We start from the raw sequence: 15,641 nt of genomic DNA, 5'->3' as shown, positions 1-15,641 counted from the left end.
CCCAGATGATGAATATTGACCGAACGGATGATCGTCGCCGCCGCAATGTTCCAGCCGCCCGGGACCGTCCTTCAAACGGACACCGGGAGGTGCAGTGACGTACGAGGAGTTCGCCGACGCGCGGTTGGGCGCCCTGCTGCGGTACGCGGTCATGCTGACCGGAGACCCGCACCAGGCCCAGGACCTGGTGCAGGACACCATGGTCCGGGTGCAGCTGCACTGGCGGCGGGTGGCTCGCAGCGACGCCCCGGAGCGATACGTGCGACGCATGCTCACCAACCAGTTCATCGACTGGCGGCGCGGCTCGTGGGCCCGGCGCGTGCTGCTGCGCGGCGACGTCGACGACTCGGTGCCCGCGTCCGCCGACCACGCCCAGTCCGCAGTCGACCGGGACCAGGTCCGCTCCTGGCTGTCCCGACTGCCCCGGCGGCAGCGCGCCGCGCTGGTGCTGCGCTACTACGAGGACCTGCCGGACGGGGAGATAGCCGAGATCCTCGGCTGCGCCGTGGGCACCGTCCGGTCCAGCATCTCGCGCGCGCTGGCCACCCTCCGAGCCGAACTCGTGGAGGTCTCCTGATGATCGAGGACGAGCTGCGGGCCGCGTTCGCCCGCCTCGAGGAGTCGACCCCGCCCGTCGGCCCGGTCCGGGCCGCAGTCGACCGGGCGGTGATCACCCGCCGTCGGCGCCGTCGGCGCGTACGCCTGGCCGGCACGGCGCTGGCGGTCGCCGCCGTCGCGTTGGTCGGCTTCACCGCCATGGCGCCCCGGCCACCGGCGCCCACGGCGGCGCCCCTGCTCGCCACGCCGGAGCCGGAACCCGGCGGCGCGCTGAACCTGCTGCTGCTCGGCGTCGACCAGTCGGCCGGCAGCCGCCGTGCCGACTCGGTGCTCCTGGTGCACGTGCCGGCCGACCGGAGCCGGCTCTACCTGGTGTCGCTCCCGCGTGACCTGCTGGTGCCGGCGCCGGGCGGAACGGAGAAACTCAACGCGACCTTCTCCCGCGCCACCGGTTCGGGCACCGACCTGGCGGCCGGCTACCGGGCGACCCGCCAGGCGGTCGCCCGGCTGACCGGGGTACGCGTCGACGCGGGCGCGGTGCTCACGTACCCGGGGGCCCGTGACCTGACCGACGCGGTCGGCGGCGTGCCGGTCTGCCTGCCGGAGCCGGTTCGCTCGGTGCACACCGAGCGGCGCTTTCCCGCCGGATGCCAGCGGCTCGACGGCGCGGCGGCGGTGGACCTGCTGCGGCAGCGGTACGGCCTGCGCGACGGAGGACTGGACCGCGACCGCAACGCGGCGCGCTACGCCGCCGGCCTGCTCCGCCAGATGCGTGAGCGGGGAACGGCGACCGATCCGGCGCAACTCAACCGGCTGCTCATCCGGATCGGCCCGGCCGTCACTGTCGACGCCGGTGACCTGTCGTTGCCGGCGCTGGTGGGCGCGACCGCCCGGGCCGGCGCCGCCGAGCCGGTCGCGGTCGCCTTCCCGGTGCTCGCCGAGTGGAACGGTCGCGGGTACGAGGCGGACCCCGAACTCACCCCGGGGTTCCTGGACGCGCTGCGGGCCGACCGGCTGGGGGAATGGGCCGCCGCCCATCCGGCCCGGGTCACCGGCCTGCGGTGACCCGGGCGCCGGATCAGCGGTAGTCGTCCTCGTCGGCGGTGACGACGCGGGCCTGCTCCATGGCGTCCCAGTCGTCGACCTCCAGGCCGCGGTGCGGCTCGCCGTCGCTGTCGTCGGTCACCGTGGTGGCCTGCTCGACCGCGTCGGCCGGCTCGGCCTCCAGATCCCGCTCCTCCGGGGCGAGGTGGTCACTGGGCGCGAAGTCCTCGTCGGGCTGACCCATCGTCCCTCCCTGATCTCCGTGCGGGCATCGTCCCCACCACCGTACGGGCTGGTCCGGGTCGCCGCCCGGCGGCGGGCGGAACGCGGAGTCGGCGATTGTCCCGCTCCCGGCGCGCGGCCGGTGCCAGGATGGTTGCCATGGGCTTTCTGATCCGACTGGCGATCACGGCGGTCGCGTTGTGGATCGCGACGCTGATCGTGCCCGGGGTGGAGGTGAGCGGCCGTAACACCGGCAACAACGTGCTCACCCTGATCGTGGTGGCGCTGGTCTTCGGTGTCGTGAACGCGGTGCTCAAGCCGCTCATCAAGGTGTTCGGCTGTGTGTTATACCTGCTCACGCTCGGCCTGTTCGCGCTGGTGGTGAACGCGCTGCTGTTCATGCTGACCGACTGGATCGCCGGTCTGCTGAAGCTCCCGTTCCACGTGGACGGGTTCTGGGCCGCCTTCTGGGGCGCCATCGTGGTGGCGGTGGTGAGCTGGCTGATCAGCGTCGTCGTGCCGGACCGGCTGGAGAATCGGTGAGCAGCGCCCGGGCCGGTTGTGCCCCGTGCGCGCTCCTACGGGATACTGCCCGCGGTGGACAGCGCGGTCCGGCGCACCCGTGGACGTGAGCGACCGGAACGGTCGCGCCCATGGAAGACAGCGGCCTGCACGGCCGAGAGCGGTAAGTAAGGAGCGTTCGACATGCCCATCGCTTCCCCTGAGGCTTACGCGGAGATGCTGGACAGGGCCAAGGCCGGCCGGTACGCGTACCCCGCGATCAACGTGACCTCCTCGCAGACGCTGAACGCGGCGCTCAAGGGCTTCGCCGACGCGGAGAGCGACGGCATCATCCAGGTCTCCACCGGCGGCGCGGAGTACCTGTCCGGCCCGTCCGTGAAGGACATGGTGACCGGCGCGGTGGCGTTCGCCGCGTACGCCCACGAGGTCGCCAAGAAGTACCCGGTGAACATCGCGCTGCACACCGACCACTGCCCGAAGGACAAGCTGGACAAGTTCGTCCGGCCGCTGATGGCCATCTCGCAGGAGCGCGTCAAGGCCGGCCAGGAGCCGCTGTTCCAGTCGCACATGTGGGACGGCTCGGCCGTGCCGGTGGCGGAGAACCTGGAGATCGCCGAGCAGCTCCTCACCGAGGCCGCCAAGGGCAAGATCGTCCTGGAGATCGAGGTCGGCGTCGTCGGCGGCGAGGAGGACGGCGTCGAGAACGCCATCAACGACAAGCTCTACACCACCGTCGAGGACGGCCTGGCCATGGTCGACGCGCTCGGCCTGGGCGAGAAGGGCCGTTACATGGCGGCGCTGACCTTCGGTAACGTGCACGGCGTCTACAAGCCGGGCAACGTCAAGCTGCGCCCCGAGGTGCTCAAGCAGATCCAGGACGCGGTCGGCGCCAAGTACGGCAAGGACAAGCCGCTCAGCCTGGTCTTCCACGGCGGCTCCGGCTCGCTGCTCTCGGAGATCCGGGAGGCGCTGGACTACGGCGTGGTGAAGATGAACATCGACACCGACACCCAGTACACCTTCACCCGCCCGGTCGCGGACCACATGTTCCGCAACTACGACGGCGTGCTGAAGGTCGACGGCGAGGTCGGCAACAAGAAGATGTACGACCCGCGCGTCTGGGGCAAGGCCGCCGAGGCCGGCATGGCCGCCCGCGTGGTCGAGGCCTGCGAGCACCTGCGCTCCACCGGCACCACCATGAAGTGACCCTCCGCGTGTAAGGAAGGGCCCCTTGTTAACGCCGTGCGTTAACAAGGGGCCCTTCCTCTACCGGAGGCGTTAAAAAGGGGCCCTTCCTTTCACTGCACCAGCAGGCGGACGGCGTCGCGTACGTCGTCGGTCAGGTGGATCGTGTGCGACAGGTCGCCGAACGGGGACGCGGCGAACAGCGGCCGCAGCAGCGACTCCACCGGCAGCTCCGTGGTCCAGTACGCGCGGTCCAGGAACACGTACGCCCCGCTCGCCCCGTCGGTGCCGTAGAACGTCTTCGTGGCCGCCTGGAACACCTCCTGCACGGTGCCGGCCTTGCCTGGTGCGAACACGATCCCGCCCCGGGCCAGCCGCAGGATCGTGTCCTCCCGGATGGCGTTGGAGAAGTACTTCGCGATCCGGCCCGCGAACAGGTTCGCCGGCTCGTGGCCGTACAGCCAGGTGGGGATGGCCAGCCCGCCGGACCGGGCCCACTCGGTGCCGGGCGCCGACGGACGGGGCGACGGCAGCGACGGGCCGTCCGCGTACCGCTTGCGCACCGCCAGCGCCGCCGCCGTGTACCGCTCGTGGTCGGTGAAGTCCGGCGCGACGGCGAGCGTGTCGATCGCGGCGGACAGCTCCTCGGCCGGCCACGCAGCGAGGAACGCGCCGAGGTTCGCCGCCTCCATCACGCCCGGACCGCCGCCGGTCACCACCAGGCGGTCGGCCCGCGCCAGTTCCCAGCCCAGCACCGCCGCCATCCGGTACGCGACGCTGCCGCGCGGCACCGCGTGCCCGCCCATCACGCCCACCACGGACTGCGGGCCGTGCGCGGCCAGCCACGACCGGGTGGCGTCGGCCAGCGCGTTGTCCACACCGTGGTCGTGCAGTCGCTGCCCGAGCGCCTCGCGTACGTCCGGCAGCGCGCCGCCGTGCGCCCGGAAGTGCGCGTACACCCGGGTGTCGTACATCCCGGCGAACCCGCTCTCGGCGAACCCGGCGGCCAGCTCGTCGGCCCTGTAGAGGTGCGACGGCTGGGTCGGGTAGGGCAGCCCGGAGAACGGCGGGACCACGTTGGCGCCCCGCCGGACCAGGTCCGCGCCCACCTCGCGGCCGGCGAACCGGCAGCCCACGAAGAGCGTGCCGGTGACGTCGACGTGGCGCAGGTCGGGGACCGGGTCGAGGTCGAGGCGCAGGCCCTGCACGGTCAGCCCGGCCAGGGTCCCCCCGGCCAGCCGCTGCTCGAACGCGGTGCGGGTCTCGATCTCGTTGACGTGGGGCGCGTGCGGCTCGATGACGTCCGCGGGTGGTGGGGTCGGCACCCCGTCATCCTGCCTCCGCACGGCAAGTGCCGAAACCGGGGGCGGGAACGACAGGAGCCCGGCGGGCACGCCGCCGGGCTCCTGCGTAACCGGGTCCTGGGGAGGCTCCGGATCTGTATTTGTAGTGCAAGAACGACGTCGGCGGCATGGGCCGCGGGTACGTGTGCTCCCGCCGCAGGCGTGACGAAACCCTCAGCCGTTCAGCCAACCGTACGGGCGAGGCCCCTCGCGTACCCGATGGCGAAGCGGGTTGAATGGGGCGATGCAGAACCTGTTGCCTGAGCCACCGGCCACCCTGCTCCCGGCCCACGAGGAGGCCGACGCCGCGCTGGCGGCGGCGGCCGAGCAGGGCACCGACGAGGCGTACGCCGAGGTCGCGGCCCGCTTCCCGACCTACAGTGCGGCCTGGGCCGCGCTGGCCGGCCGCGCGCTCGCCGCGGGCCAGGTCGTCACGGCGTACGCGTACGCCCGCACCGGCTACCACCGGGGCCTCGACCAGCTGCGCCGCAGCGGCTGGAAGGGCCACGGCCCGGTGCCCTGGTCGCACGCGCCCAACCAGGGCTTCCTGCGCTGCCTCTACGTGCTGTCCCGCGCGGCGGGCGAGATCGGCGAGGCGGACGAGGCGGCCCGGTGCGCCCAGTTCCTCCGTGACTGCGACCCGGCCGCCGGAGACGCGCTCTCCGGCGACTGACCACTGCCGCGACGGCCGGTCCCCACCCGGGTACCGGCCGTCGCGCCCGTCCTACAGCCCTTCCGCCACCGACGCGGCGATCTTCAGCCAGGCGTCCCGGGTGGCGGAGGAGAGCTGCCCGTACCGCAGCGGCTCGCCGGTGTCGATGAGCCGCTCGTACGGCGCCAGCAGCACCGCCCGGGTCCGCGCCGCGAAGTGGGCCTGGATCGCGGGCAGGTCGATCTCCTTGCGCGACGGCGGCATCGACACCACTGTCACCGCCTGCCGGACCAGCCGCTGCCGGCCGCTCTGCTCCAGGTGGTCGAGCATCCGGGCGGCGGTCTCGGCCGAGTCGTTCCGGGCCGACATGGTCACCACGAGCTGGTCGGTGGCGTCCATCGCGGCCTGCCAGTTCTGCGCCCGGACGTTGTTCCCGGTGTCCACGAAGATCAGCTTGTAGAAGCGGCTGACCACCTCGCGGATCTCCGCGAACGCGGCGGCGGTGAGCATCTCGCCGCCGGTCGCCGACTCGTCCGAGGCGAGCACGTCGAACATGCCCTCGCCCTGCGAGCGGACGTACTGCGAGAGGTCACCCACCCGGCCGTGCGGCCCCTGGAACTGCGCCAAGTCACGCAGCATGTCGCGCACCGTACGGGCGTGGAAGTCCTGCTGCGCCCGCATGCCGAGGGTGCCCTGGGTCTCGTTGTTGTCCCAGGCCAGCACGTATCCGCCGCGCTTCTGGCCGAACGTCATGGCGAGCAGCAGGATCGCCACCGTCTTGCCGGCGCCGCCCTTCGGGTTGACCACAGTCACCTGGCGCAGCCCGCCGAAGTTGCGGCGGACCATCTCGATGTCGCGCTTCACCTCCTGCTCGTGCCGCCCGGGCGCGAGCCGGACCAGCCCGATCTTGTTGACCACCGCGCGTACGCCCATGGTGGCCACCGGGTCGACCGGCCGGGCCTGGCGGCGGCGGGCGAAGTCCTCGGCGGTCGGGGGTACCGCCTGCTGCGGCGTCCAGCCCTGCTCCGGGTACGCCGGCTGCTGTGGTGGCTGGGGCGCGGCCGGGCCGGACACCGGCGGCGCGGGCACGTGCGGTGGCACCGGGGCGCCGGTCTGCGCCGGCCCGGTCTGCGCTGGGCCGTTGTGCGCCGGTCCGTTGGGCGCCGCGACTGCCTGCGTCGGACCGGCCTGCGTCGGACCGGCCTGCGCCGGACTGGCTTGCGCCGGACTGGCCTGCGCCGGGCCGGTCTGGGCCGGGCCGGGCTGTGGCGTCCAGCCGGGCGGCGGGTACCAGCCGGGCTGGCCGGGTTGCGGCTGGTAGCCGGCCTGTGGGTAGCCGGCCTGGGGATAGCCGGCCTGCGGGTAGCCGTTGCCGTAGGGCGACGGCGGCGCCGGCACGCCCGGCGACGGTGGGAACGGCCCGAGACGCGGCGGCTCCGGCGCCGGCTCACCCGTGCCCGGCGACGACGCTCCGGTGACCTGCGCCCGGCCGGTCACCGGGGCGGTGTCGGGCGGCGGGAGCGCAGTGCCGGCGACCGAGGCCCGGCCGGAGACGGCGCCGTCGGCGTGGACGGCCCGCGCCGGGTCGGTGCCGGACCCCGGCGTGTCGCCGTCAGCGGGAACGAGGTCCGGTGCGGAGTCGGCAGTGGCCCGCTGCGGCGGCTGGGCCCACGGAGACACGGCCCGGCCGTTCCCGGCGGCCTCGCCGTCCGCGTCGGCCGATGCCCGCGCGTCGGCCGAGCGCGCCGTTGTCCGCGTGTCCTCCGGGTCGGCTGCCGTCTGCGTGTCAGCCGGGTCCGGCAGTGTCCGCGTGGCGGCCGGGTCGGGAGCGGGCGCGCCCTGCAACGAGGGATATGCGGCGGCCGGATCCGGGCCGGGCGCTGCCTGCGACGCGGGAGGCGTGGCGGCCGTGACCGGTGAGCCCGGCTGGGCCGGCGTCGCGCCGGGAGGCGGCTGGTCGAGCGTGAACGGCAGGTCCAGGTCGACCGCGGGCGCCGGTGGCCCCGGGACGTCCGACGCCGACGGCGTGGGGGCGTCGGCCGGCGGAAGCGGCCAGGGCACGGCCGCCCAGGGCGGGGCGGTGACCACGCCGTCGGTCTCCTCCGGCGGCCAGAGCGGCTCGACGTCCCGCTCCGGCACCTGCCCTCGACCCGGCACGTGGGCCCGGTCGTCGTTGTCGTGCACCACGGTTCCTCCCCATTCCTTCCGCCGAGGATAGGCGGTACGGCCAGCGGCGCGAGCCGGACGGGGATCGACCGAGGTCAGCCCGTCCAGACCGCCCAGGCGCCCGGCTCGGTCCACCAGGAGCGCTTGCGGCTCAGCTCGCCCTCGACGCCGTCGTCGAGGAAGGGCACCTTCTCGTCGCGGGGCACCACCGCCACCGCACGTCCCCGCGCCCGCCGTACCTCCAGGCGGACCTTCTTCCGGCCCAACGCCGACCGGGTCACCACTGGTACGGCGACGCCGACCGTCACCCGTCCGTCGGCCGGGTCCGGCCCGCCCAGCAGGTCCACCTCGCCGAGGCGCGCGTACCCGCCCGCGTTGCCGATCGCGCACGCGGTGATCGGCTCGGCGCCGTCGCTGAGCACCGTGCCGTCGACCTCGACCCGGGCCCGCCAGTGCAGCGGCCGGCCGGCGTCGTCGGCGGCGCCGAGCAGCGCGCCGTCGAGCGTCACCGAGCCGCCGTCGTTGCGCAGCAGGTCCAGCCGCCGGGCCGTGCCGTCCAGCACCGCCGCGGCCACCCCGGCCGGATCCCGGGGCAGCCCGAGCTGCGCGGCCAGGTCACGCGCCGTCCCGGACCGGGCCGGATCGAGCGGGAGTACGCCGACCGGGGGCAGGTCGGGCACCGTCCGGTTGTCGGCCAGGTCCGCGGGGCGGCGGCTCGGCGGCGGAGCGTACCGGCGCACCAGCCGGCGCAGGACGGCGCGCAACTGACCGTCACTGGCCGTGGCGACGATCAGCCGGGTCTTGCCGTCGGGGTCCGGCCAGGTGAGGCCGTCGGGGCGCGGTGGGCCGTCGAGCCGGGCCAGCACCTCGTCGATCTCGGCGTCCGACCGGGCGGTCACCGTGGTCACCCGGGCACCTCGGGCGGTCAGCTCGTCCGCGCAGGCCAGCACCGGTACGCGCGGCGTCTCGCAGCGCTCCTCGCCGCTCTCGGCGGCGGTGTCGCCCGCGCCGCCGCAGCAGGCGCCGCCGCTGCCGCAGCCACCACCGGGAGCGTCCCGCTCCGAGCCGAGGGTGAGCAGCACCACGTCGTACACGAAGGAGCCTCCTGCTTCTCGACCAACCCCTGCTGGTCCCGCCGTCACTACTTGTTAGCCTGACACCCCGGGCTCGCAGACCGGTCGCCACCTGGCACCCGAGCCTTCTGGAGGCGGAAGAGATGCCAGCGATCGTGCTGCTCGGCGCCCAGTGGGGCGACGAGGGCAAGGGCAAGGTTACCGACCTGCTGGGTGAGCGGGTCGACTACGTCGTGCGCTACTCCGGCGGCAACAACGCAGGCCACACGGTGATCACGCCGGACGGCCAGAAGTACGCGCTGCACCTGATGCCGTCCGGTGCGCTGTCACCGAGCGCGATGATCGTGATCGGCAACGGCGTGGTGGTCGACCCGAAGGTGCTGCTGCAGGAGATCGACGGGCTCGCCGAGCGCGGCGTGGACGTGTCCCGCCTGCGCATCTCCGGCGACGCGCACCTGATCATGCCGCATCACCGGGCGCTGGACCGGGTGGTCGAGCGCTACCTCGGCAGCGCCCGCATCGGCACCACCGGCCGGGGCATCGGCCCCGCGTACGGCGACAAGGTCGCCCGGATGGGCATCCGCCTGCAGGACCTGCTCGACCCGGGCATCCTGCGCAAGAAGCTGGAGCTGGCGCTCCGCGAGAAGAACCAGCTGCTGTTCAAGGTCTACAACCGCAAGGCGATCGACGTCGAGGAGACGGTCGAGGAGTACCTCCAGTACGCCGAGCGGCTGCGCCCGTACATCGCCGAGACCCGGGTGATGCTCTGGGACGCGCTCGACCGCGGCGAGACCGTGCTGCTGGAGGGCGCCCAGGCCACCATGCTCGACATGGACCACGGCACCTACCCGTTCGTCACCTCGTCGAACCCGACGGCCGGCGGGGCGTGCGTGGGCGCGGGCATCCCGCCGACCGCGATCACCAAGGTCATCGCGGTGAGCAAGGCGTACACGACGCGGGTGGGCTCCGGCCCGTTCCCGACCGAGCTGTTCGACGACAACGGGCAGCACCTGCGCAAGGTCGGCCACGAGTACGGCACCACCACCGGCCGGGAGCGCCGCTGCGGCTGGTTCGACGCGGTGGTGGCCCGGTACGCGTGCCGCCTCAACGGCGTCACCGACCTCGTGGTCACGAAGCTGGACGTGCTGACCGGCCTGGCAAAGGTGCCGATCTGCGTCGGGTACGAGATCAACGGCGAGCGCTTCGACGACATGCCGATGACGCAGACCGACTTCCACCACGCCACGCCGATCTACGAAGAGCACGACGGCTGGTGGGAGGACATCACCAAGGCGCGCACCGAGGACGAGCTCCCGGAGAACGCGAGGCGCTACATCGACCGCATCGAGGAGCTGACCGGCACCCGCGTGAGCGTGGTGGGTGTGGGCCCGGGCCGAGAGGAAAACGTCCTCCGCCACCCCCTCCTCCCCTAAACCCGCCCTTTGTCGTTGATCAAGGAGTTTGTGTCCAGTCCGGCGTCGGATCCGTACACAAACTCCTTGATCAACGGGGCGGTCGTGGAGTGGCCACCGGGAGAGTAGGTCTGTTTATCCACAGGGTTGTCCACAGGGGTTTCGGCTGTGGAGTGGCGCGGGGGAGCCTGCGCGTGTGGGTGAATTCGACGAGCTGACGCGGCTGGCTGCCGGGCAGGGCGGGTTCGTGACGGCGGGGCAGGCGTTGCGCCTGGGCCTCGGCCGGGAGCAGATCCGGTACCTCGTCCGGGCCGGACGATGGACGCGCGTCTCGCGCGGCTGCTACCTCCCGTCCGCAGGGCCGACGGCGGTGGCGCTGCGACGTGTCCGCATCCGCGCCGCGATCGCGAGCCTGGGGCCGGGCGCGGTCGCCGTACTCGACACCGCCGCCGAACTGCACGGCATCGCCGGCCTTCCGCCGGCGGCGGCGATCCACGCCTCGGTGCCGCCGGACCGGCCGCACGTGCAACGCCGGGCGGAGCCGGGACTGACGGTGCACCAGTTGACGCTCGCCGACGCGGACGTGTGCCAGGTCGAGGGCGTGCCGGTCACCACACCGGCGCGGACCGTTGCCGACGTGTTGCTGCGGGCTCGGCGCTACCCGGCGGTGTGCGTTCTCGACTCCGCGCTCAACCAGGGGATCCTGGCCGAGGACGACCTGTCCCTGGTGCTCGCGCATTTCGCCGGACGCCGCGGGGCGGTCGCCGCCCGGGGGTACCTGGCCGAGGCGGACGGCCGGGCACAGTCACCCCTGGAGACCCGCACCCGGCTCCGCTGCGTCGACGGCGGCGTGCCGCCGGACACCCTCCAACTGCCGGTCCGGGACGAGGACGGTTACCTGCTCGGCATCGGGGATCTGGCATGGCGGGGCGCGCGCCTGATTGCGGAGGCGGACGGCCGGGCCCCGCACCTGACCCCGGAGGCCGTCTACGCCGACCGCTTCCGGCAGAACCGCCTGGTCAACGCCGGCTGGCGGATCCTCCGCTTCACCTGGTCCGACACCCTCCGCCCCGACTACATCCCCCAGACGGTCAGACGAGCCCTGCGCCAGAGCCGTCACCCACCCCGTTGATCAAGGAGTTTGCGGCCGGAAAACCCCAAATCTGGGACGCGAACTCCTTGATCAACGGGGTGGGGTGGGGTGGTCAGTAGGATGCGGGGTCGTGCGCGTACTTCTTGTGGGTGGTGGTGGGCGGGAGCACGCTCTCGCGCTCGGACTCGCCGGGGATCCGGCTGTCGAGGCGCTCGTCGCAGCGCCGGGGAATCCGGGGATCGGCGAGGTCGCCTCGCTTCGGGAGGTGACACCCACCGACCCGGCGGCCGTGGCGGCACTCGCCGTCGAGGTCGCGGCCGACCTGGTGGTCATCGGCCCGGAGGCGCCGCTGGTGGCGGGCGTCGCCGACGCGGTACGCGCCAAGGGCATCGCGGTGTTCGGCCCGAGCGCCGAGGCGGCCCGGCTGGAGGGCTCGAAGACGTTCGCGAAGGACGTGATGACGGCGGCCGGTGTGCCGACCGCCCGCGCGTACAGCTGCGAGGACGCGGCTGCGGTGGCGCGGGCGCTGGACGAGTTCGGCGCGCCGTACGTGGTGAAGGACGACGGGCTGGCCGCCGGCAAGGGCGTCGTGGTCACCGACGACCGGGCCGCCGCCGAGCGGCACGCCGCGGAGTGCGGACGGGTGGTGATCGAGGAGTACCTGTCCGGTCCCGAGGTCTCCCTGTTCGTGGTGACCGACGGTGAAGCGGCGGTGCCGCTGCTGCCCGCGCAGGACTTCAAGCGCGTCGGCGACGGCGACACCGGCCCGAACACGGGCGGGATGGGCGCGTACGCGCCGCTGCCCTGGGCCCCGCCGAACCTGGTGGACGACGTGATGCGCGACGTGGTGCACCCGACGCTCGCGGAGCTGCGCGCCCGGGGCACCCCGTTCGCCGGCCTGCTCTACGTGGGCCTGGCGATCACCCCGTCCGGCCCGCGTGTGATCGAGTTCAACGCGCGCTTCGGCGACCCGGAGACCCAGGTGGTGCTCGCCCTGCTGGAGACGCCGCTGGGTGGGCTGCTGCACGCCGCCGCCACCGGCACGCTCGGCGCGCACCCGCCGCTTCGCTGGCGCGACGGCGCGGCGGTGACAGTCGTGGTGGCGGCCGAGGGCTACCCGGCGGGCCCGCGTACCGGTGACGTGATCACCGGCGCGGACCGCGCCGGGATCATCCACGCCGGGACCCGCCGCGACGCCGACGGCACGTTGCGCTCCGCGGGCGGCCGGGTCCTCTGCGGTACGGCGACCGGCCCGGACCTGGCCGCCGCGCGCGACGCCGCCTACGAGTTGGTACGCGAGGTCGAGCTGGCCGGCTCCCACCACCGCACCGACATCGCGGCGGGTGCGGTGGAGGGCCGGATCACGATTCCCGACTGACGGGCGACGCCCCCGCGGCGGGACCGGTTCGCGGGGCGCCGTCCGTCAGTCGAAGTAGCGGCGCAACTCCCGGCTCAGCACCTTGCCGGTGGCGTTGCGCGGCAGGTACTTGACGAACACCACGTCGCGGGGCACGGAGAAGCGGGCCAGGTAGCGCCGGACGTACTCGCGGACCGCGTCCGGGTCGAGCGTCTCGCCCGGCCGCAGCGCCAGGAACGCGGCCAGCCGCTGGCCGTAGTCGGGGTCCGGTACGCCGATCACCGCGACCTCGCGGACCTGCGGCAGCCGGGCGATCAGGTCCTCCACCTCGGACGGGAACACGTTCTCGCCGCCGGAGACGATCATGTCGTCCGCCCGGCCGTCCACGAAGAGCAGGCCGTCGGTGTCGAGCCGGCCGAGGTCGCCGGTGTCCAGCAGGCCGTCGCGGCTCTCCCGCCCGACGCCCGAGGTGTAGCCCTCGAAGAGCATCTCGTTGCCCACGAAGATCCGCCCGACCTCGCCGTCCCGGACGGGGCGGCCGTTCTCGTCCAGGATCGCCAGCCGGGTGCCGTGCGGCGGCCGGCCCGCGGTGGTGGGCGCGGCGCGCAGTTCGCGTGGGCCGGCGATGGAGGCCCAGGAGACCTCGGTCGAGCCGTAGAGGTTGTACAGCACGTCGCCGTAGCGGTCCATGAAGGCGGTGGCCAGGTTGCCGGGCAGGGCGGATCCGCTGACCGCGACCACCTTGAGCGGGGGCCGGGGCAGCGGCGGCTCGACCTCCATGAGTCGTTGCAGCATCACCGGTACGGCGAACATCGCGTCGCACCGCTGGGCGACGAGCGCGGTCAGCGTGGCGGCGGGGTCGAATCGGCGGTGCAGCACGACTGTGGCGCGCAGCGCGAACGAGACCTGGAGGGCGGCGTACCCCCAGGTGTGGAAGATCGGCGCGGCGATCATGGTGGTGTTCCGCGCGTGCAGCGGGATGCGGTCGATGATGGACACCAGCGGGCCGAAGCCGTGCGGGGTGGGGCGGCGGGCGCCCTTGGGCGCGCCGGTGGTGCCGGAGGTCAGCACTATGGTGCGGCCGTCCCGCTCGGGCGGCTGGAGTTGTTCGCCGGGGACCGCGGCGGCGATCAGCTCCTCGTGCCGCCGCTCGTCGACCCGGTGCACCTCGGCGGGGAGGCCGAGGACGCGCTCGGTGAACTCGCCGTCGTGGACCAGGACGCGCAGGCCCTGTTCCTCGGCCACGGTGCCCAGCTGAGCCGCGGACAGTCCGGTGTTTACCAGGACGGCGTCCGCGCCGAGCAGCATCGCGGCGACTATCGCCTCGATCAGGCCGTGGTGGTTGCGGCAGAGCACGCCGACCCGGTCACCGGCCTGGACGCCGAGGTGGGACCGGAGGGAGCGGGCCAGCCGTTCGGAGCGCTCCAGCAGTTCCTGGTACGTCATGGTGGCGCCGCGCTCGTCGACCACCGCGACGCGGCCGGGGTCGCGGGCGGCGGCCTGGCGCAGCTCCCCGGCGAGGCTCCAGCCCCACCGGCGCAGCGCGTTGAGCTGCGAGACGACCCGGATCGGACGGCCCGGGGTGAGTAGTCCACGGCGGGTCAGCGTGGCGGCGATGAACGGCAGGTCCAAGGCGCAACTCCTTCGCGTTCGTGGTTCGTCGACCAGGCTCCGGACGGATCGGCCGTCCGGTTTCGCGTGATCTTGCGCCCGATCGCGGGTCGGGTCGGCCAGGCGGGGGCGCCCGGCCCGCGACGGCGCTGCCTGTCGTCACGGGCCGGGCGGCGTGCCGCCGGCGGTCAGCGGATCTGCATCCCGGAGATGGCCCGGGAGATGACCAGCCGCTGGATTTCGGAGGTGCCCTCGAAGATGGTGTAGATCTTGGCGTCGCGGTACCACCGCTCGACCGGGTGGTCGCGCAGGAAGCCCGCGCCGCCGAGGAGCTGGACCGCCTTGTCGGTCACCGAGACGGCCACCTCGCCGGCCTTGAGCTTGGACATCGAGCCTTCGCCGGCGGCGAACGGCCGGTTGTTGCGGCCCATCCAGGAGGCGCGCCAGACCAGGAGCCGGGCGGCGTCGATCTCCATCTTCATGTCGGCGAGCGCGAACGCGACCGCCTGGTTGGTGATGATCGGCCGTCCGAACTGGACCCGTTCCTTGGCGTAGTCCAGGGCGTACTCGTAGGCGGCGCGGGCCACGCCGAGCGCCTGCGCGCCGACTGTCGGACGGGACAGCTCGAACGTGCGCATCGCCGCCTGGCCGGAGGCGCGCTGCCCGGACCGGGCGCGGGCCAGACGCTCGTCGAGCGCGTCCTTGCCGCCGAGCAGGCAGCGGCCCGGCACCCGGACGTCGTCGAGGAAGACGTCCGCGGTGTGCGAGGCGCGCAGCCCGAGCTTGCGCAGCTTGCGGGTGGCGGTCAGACCGGAGGTGCCCGGGGGTACGACGAACGCGGCCTGCCCGCGCGAGCCCAGCTCGGGGTCGATCGAGGCGGTGACCACGTGCACGCCGGCGATGCCGCCGTTCGTGGCGTACGCCTTCTGCCCGTTGAGCACCCACTCGTCGGTGGCCTCGTCGTAGACGGCGCGGGTACGCATCGATCCGACGTCGGAGCCGGCTTCCGGCTCGCTCGTGCAGAACGCGGCGACGGCCGGGGAGTCGACGTCGCCGAAGCACTGCGGCACCCATTCGACGAGCTGGTCGGGGGTGCCGGCGCCGTAGATCGCGGCGACCGCGAGCGAGGTGCCGAAGATGCTCAGGCCGATGCCGGCGTCACCCCAGAAGAGTTCCTCGCTGGCGATCGGCAGGGAGAGGCCGGTGGGGTCGGCCCAGCAGGTGGCGAGGAACTCGAAGCCGTACAGGCCGACCTTCGCCGCCTCCTGGATGATCGGCCACGGGGTCTCCTCCCGGGCGTCCCACTCGGCCGCGGCCGGGCGCACGACCTCGGCTGCGAAGCCGTGCACCCAGTCGCGTAGATCCCGCTGTTCCTCGTTCAGGTCGAGCGAGAACTCGGCCAT

Annotated in this window: 14 protein-coding genes; 8 read left to right on the top strand and 6 right to left on the bottom strand. The window is 73.4% G+C overall.

What is annotated here, in order from left to right; all coding sequences use genetic code 11:
* Positions 1–94 precede the first annotated feature (94 nt).
* Entirely contained in the window at positions 95–577 is a 483-nt protein-coding gene (locus DQE82_RS07405; protein WP_043327561.1) for a SigE family RNA polymerase sigma factor, read from the top strand.
* Positions 577–1,623, top strand: coding sequence for an LCP family protein (locus DQE82_RS07400; RefSeq protein WP_064447949.1), 1,047 nt, complete (start codon positions 577–579; stop codon positions 1,621–1,623). The genes DQE82_RS07405 and DQE82_RS07400 overlap by 1 nt, the downstream gene beginning before the upstream one ends.
* 13 nt (positions 1,624–1,636) lie before the next feature.
* On the opposite strand, the gene DQE82_RS07395 is transcribed toward DQE82_RS07400, so the two are convergent.
* On the bottom strand, positions 1,637–1,846 hold the full coding sequence (locus tag DQE82_RS07395; protein ID WP_030500565.1) for a hypothetical protein: 210 nt from the start codon (positions 1,844–1,846) through the stop codon (positions 1,637–1,639).
* A 137-nt stretch (positions 1,847–1,983) separates the two neighbouring features.
* On the opposite strand from DQE82_RS07395, the gene DQE82_RS07390 reads away from it, so the two are divergent.
* Both DQE82_RS07390 and fbaA read left to right on the top strand, forming a co-directional pair.
* Entirely contained in the window at positions 1,984–2,367 is a 384-nt protein-coding gene (locus DQE82_RS07390; protein WP_113972272.1) for a phage holin family protein, read from the top strand.
* Positions 2,368–2,529: 162 nt separating this feature from the next.
* Positions 2,530–3,552, top strand: a complete 1,023-nt coding sequence (gene fbaA / locus DQE82_RS07385; protein WP_043327558.1) for a class II fructose-bisphosphate aldolase — start codon at positions 2,530–2,532, stop codon at positions 3,550–3,552.
* 92 nt (positions 3,553–3,644) lie between these two features.
* Here the strand turns inward: fbaA and DQE82_RS07380 are convergent, their stop codons facing one another.
* Positions 3,645–4,856, bottom strand: a complete 1,212-nt coding sequence (locus tag DQE82_RS07380) for an LOG family protein (RefSeq protein ID WP_233514603.1) — start codon at positions 4,854–4,856, stop codon at positions 3,645–3,647.
* 262 nt (positions 4,857–5,118) lie between these two features.
* Here DQE82_RS07380 and DQE82_RS07375 point away from each other — a divergent pair, with 262 nt between their 5' ends.
* The gene (locus tag DQE82_RS07375) at positions 5,119–5,547 is read left to right on the top strand and encodes a DUF3151 domain-containing protein (protein ID WP_043327556.1); all 429 of its coding nucleotides are present in this window, start codon (positions 5,119–5,121) and stop codon (positions 5,545–5,547) included.
* A 51-nt stretch (positions 5,548–5,598) separates the two neighbouring features.
* Here DQE82_RS07375 and DQE82_RS07370 read toward each other — a convergent pair whose 3' ends face one another.
* Complete coding sequence (locus DQE82_RS07370) at positions 5,599–7,713, bottom strand: chromosome partitioning protein (RefSeq protein WP_113972270.1); 2,115 nt, start codon at positions 7,711–7,713, stop codon at positions 5,599–5,601.
* A gap of 74 nt (positions 7,714–7,787) precedes the next feature.
* Complete coding sequence (locus DQE82_RS07365; protein WP_113972269.1) at positions 7,788–8,786, bottom strand: diacylglycerol kinase family protein; 999 nt, start codon at positions 8,784–8,786, stop codon at positions 7,788–7,790.
* A gap of 122 nt (positions 8,787–8,908) precedes the next feature.
* Between DQE82_RS07365 and DQE82_RS07360 the strand changes: the two genes are divergently transcribed.
* The 3 genes from DQE82_RS07360 (at position 8,909) to purD (ending at position 12,648) form a co-directional block, all read left to right on the top strand.
* A complete protein-coding gene (locus tag DQE82_RS07360) occupies positions 8,909–10,198 on the top strand; it encodes an adenylosuccinate synthase (protein WP_113972268.1) in 1,290 nt (429 codons plus the stop codon).
* A gap of 175 nt (positions 10,199–10,373) precedes the next feature.
* Complete coding sequence (locus DQE82_RS07355) at positions 10,374–11,309, top strand: type IV toxin-antitoxin system AbiEi family antitoxin domain-containing protein (RefSeq protein ID WP_113972267.1); 936 nt, start codon at positions 10,374–10,376, stop codon at positions 11,307–11,309.
* A gap of 91 nt (positions 11,310–11,400) precedes the next feature.
* Positions 11,401–12,648: a phosphoribosylamine--glycine ligase gene (gene purD, locus DQE82_RS07350; protein WP_113972266.1), complete on the top strand. Its 1,248-nt coding sequence runs from the start codon at positions 11,401–11,403 to the stop codon at positions 12,646–12,648.
* 45 nt (positions 12,649–12,693) lie between these two features.
* On the opposite strand, the gene DQE82_RS07345 is transcribed toward purD, so the two are convergent.
* Both DQE82_RS07345 and DQE82_RS07340 read right to left on the bottom strand, forming a co-directional pair.
* Positions 12,694–14,259, bottom strand: a complete 1,566-nt coding sequence (locus DQE82_RS07345) for an AMP-binding protein (protein ID WP_113972265.1) — start codon at positions 14,257–14,259, stop codon at positions 12,694–12,696.
* Positions 14,260–14,426: 167 nt separating this feature from the next.
* Positions 14,427–15,641 carry an acyl-CoA dehydrogenase family protein gene (locus tag DQE82_RS07340; RefSeq protein WP_064447943.1) on the bottom strand — a complete coding sequence of 405 codons (1,215 nt, stop codon included), beginning with the start codon at positions 15,639–15,641 and terminating at the stop codon, positions 14,427–14,429.

This window comes from Micromonospora sp. LHW51205 (genome assembly GCF_003315815.1).
Taxonomy (GTDB): Bacteria; Actinomycetota; Actinomycetes; order Mycobacteriales; family Micromonosporaceae; genus Micromonospora; species Micromonospora chalcea.
This window is presented reverse-complemented; position numbering and strand designations above follow the sequence as displayed.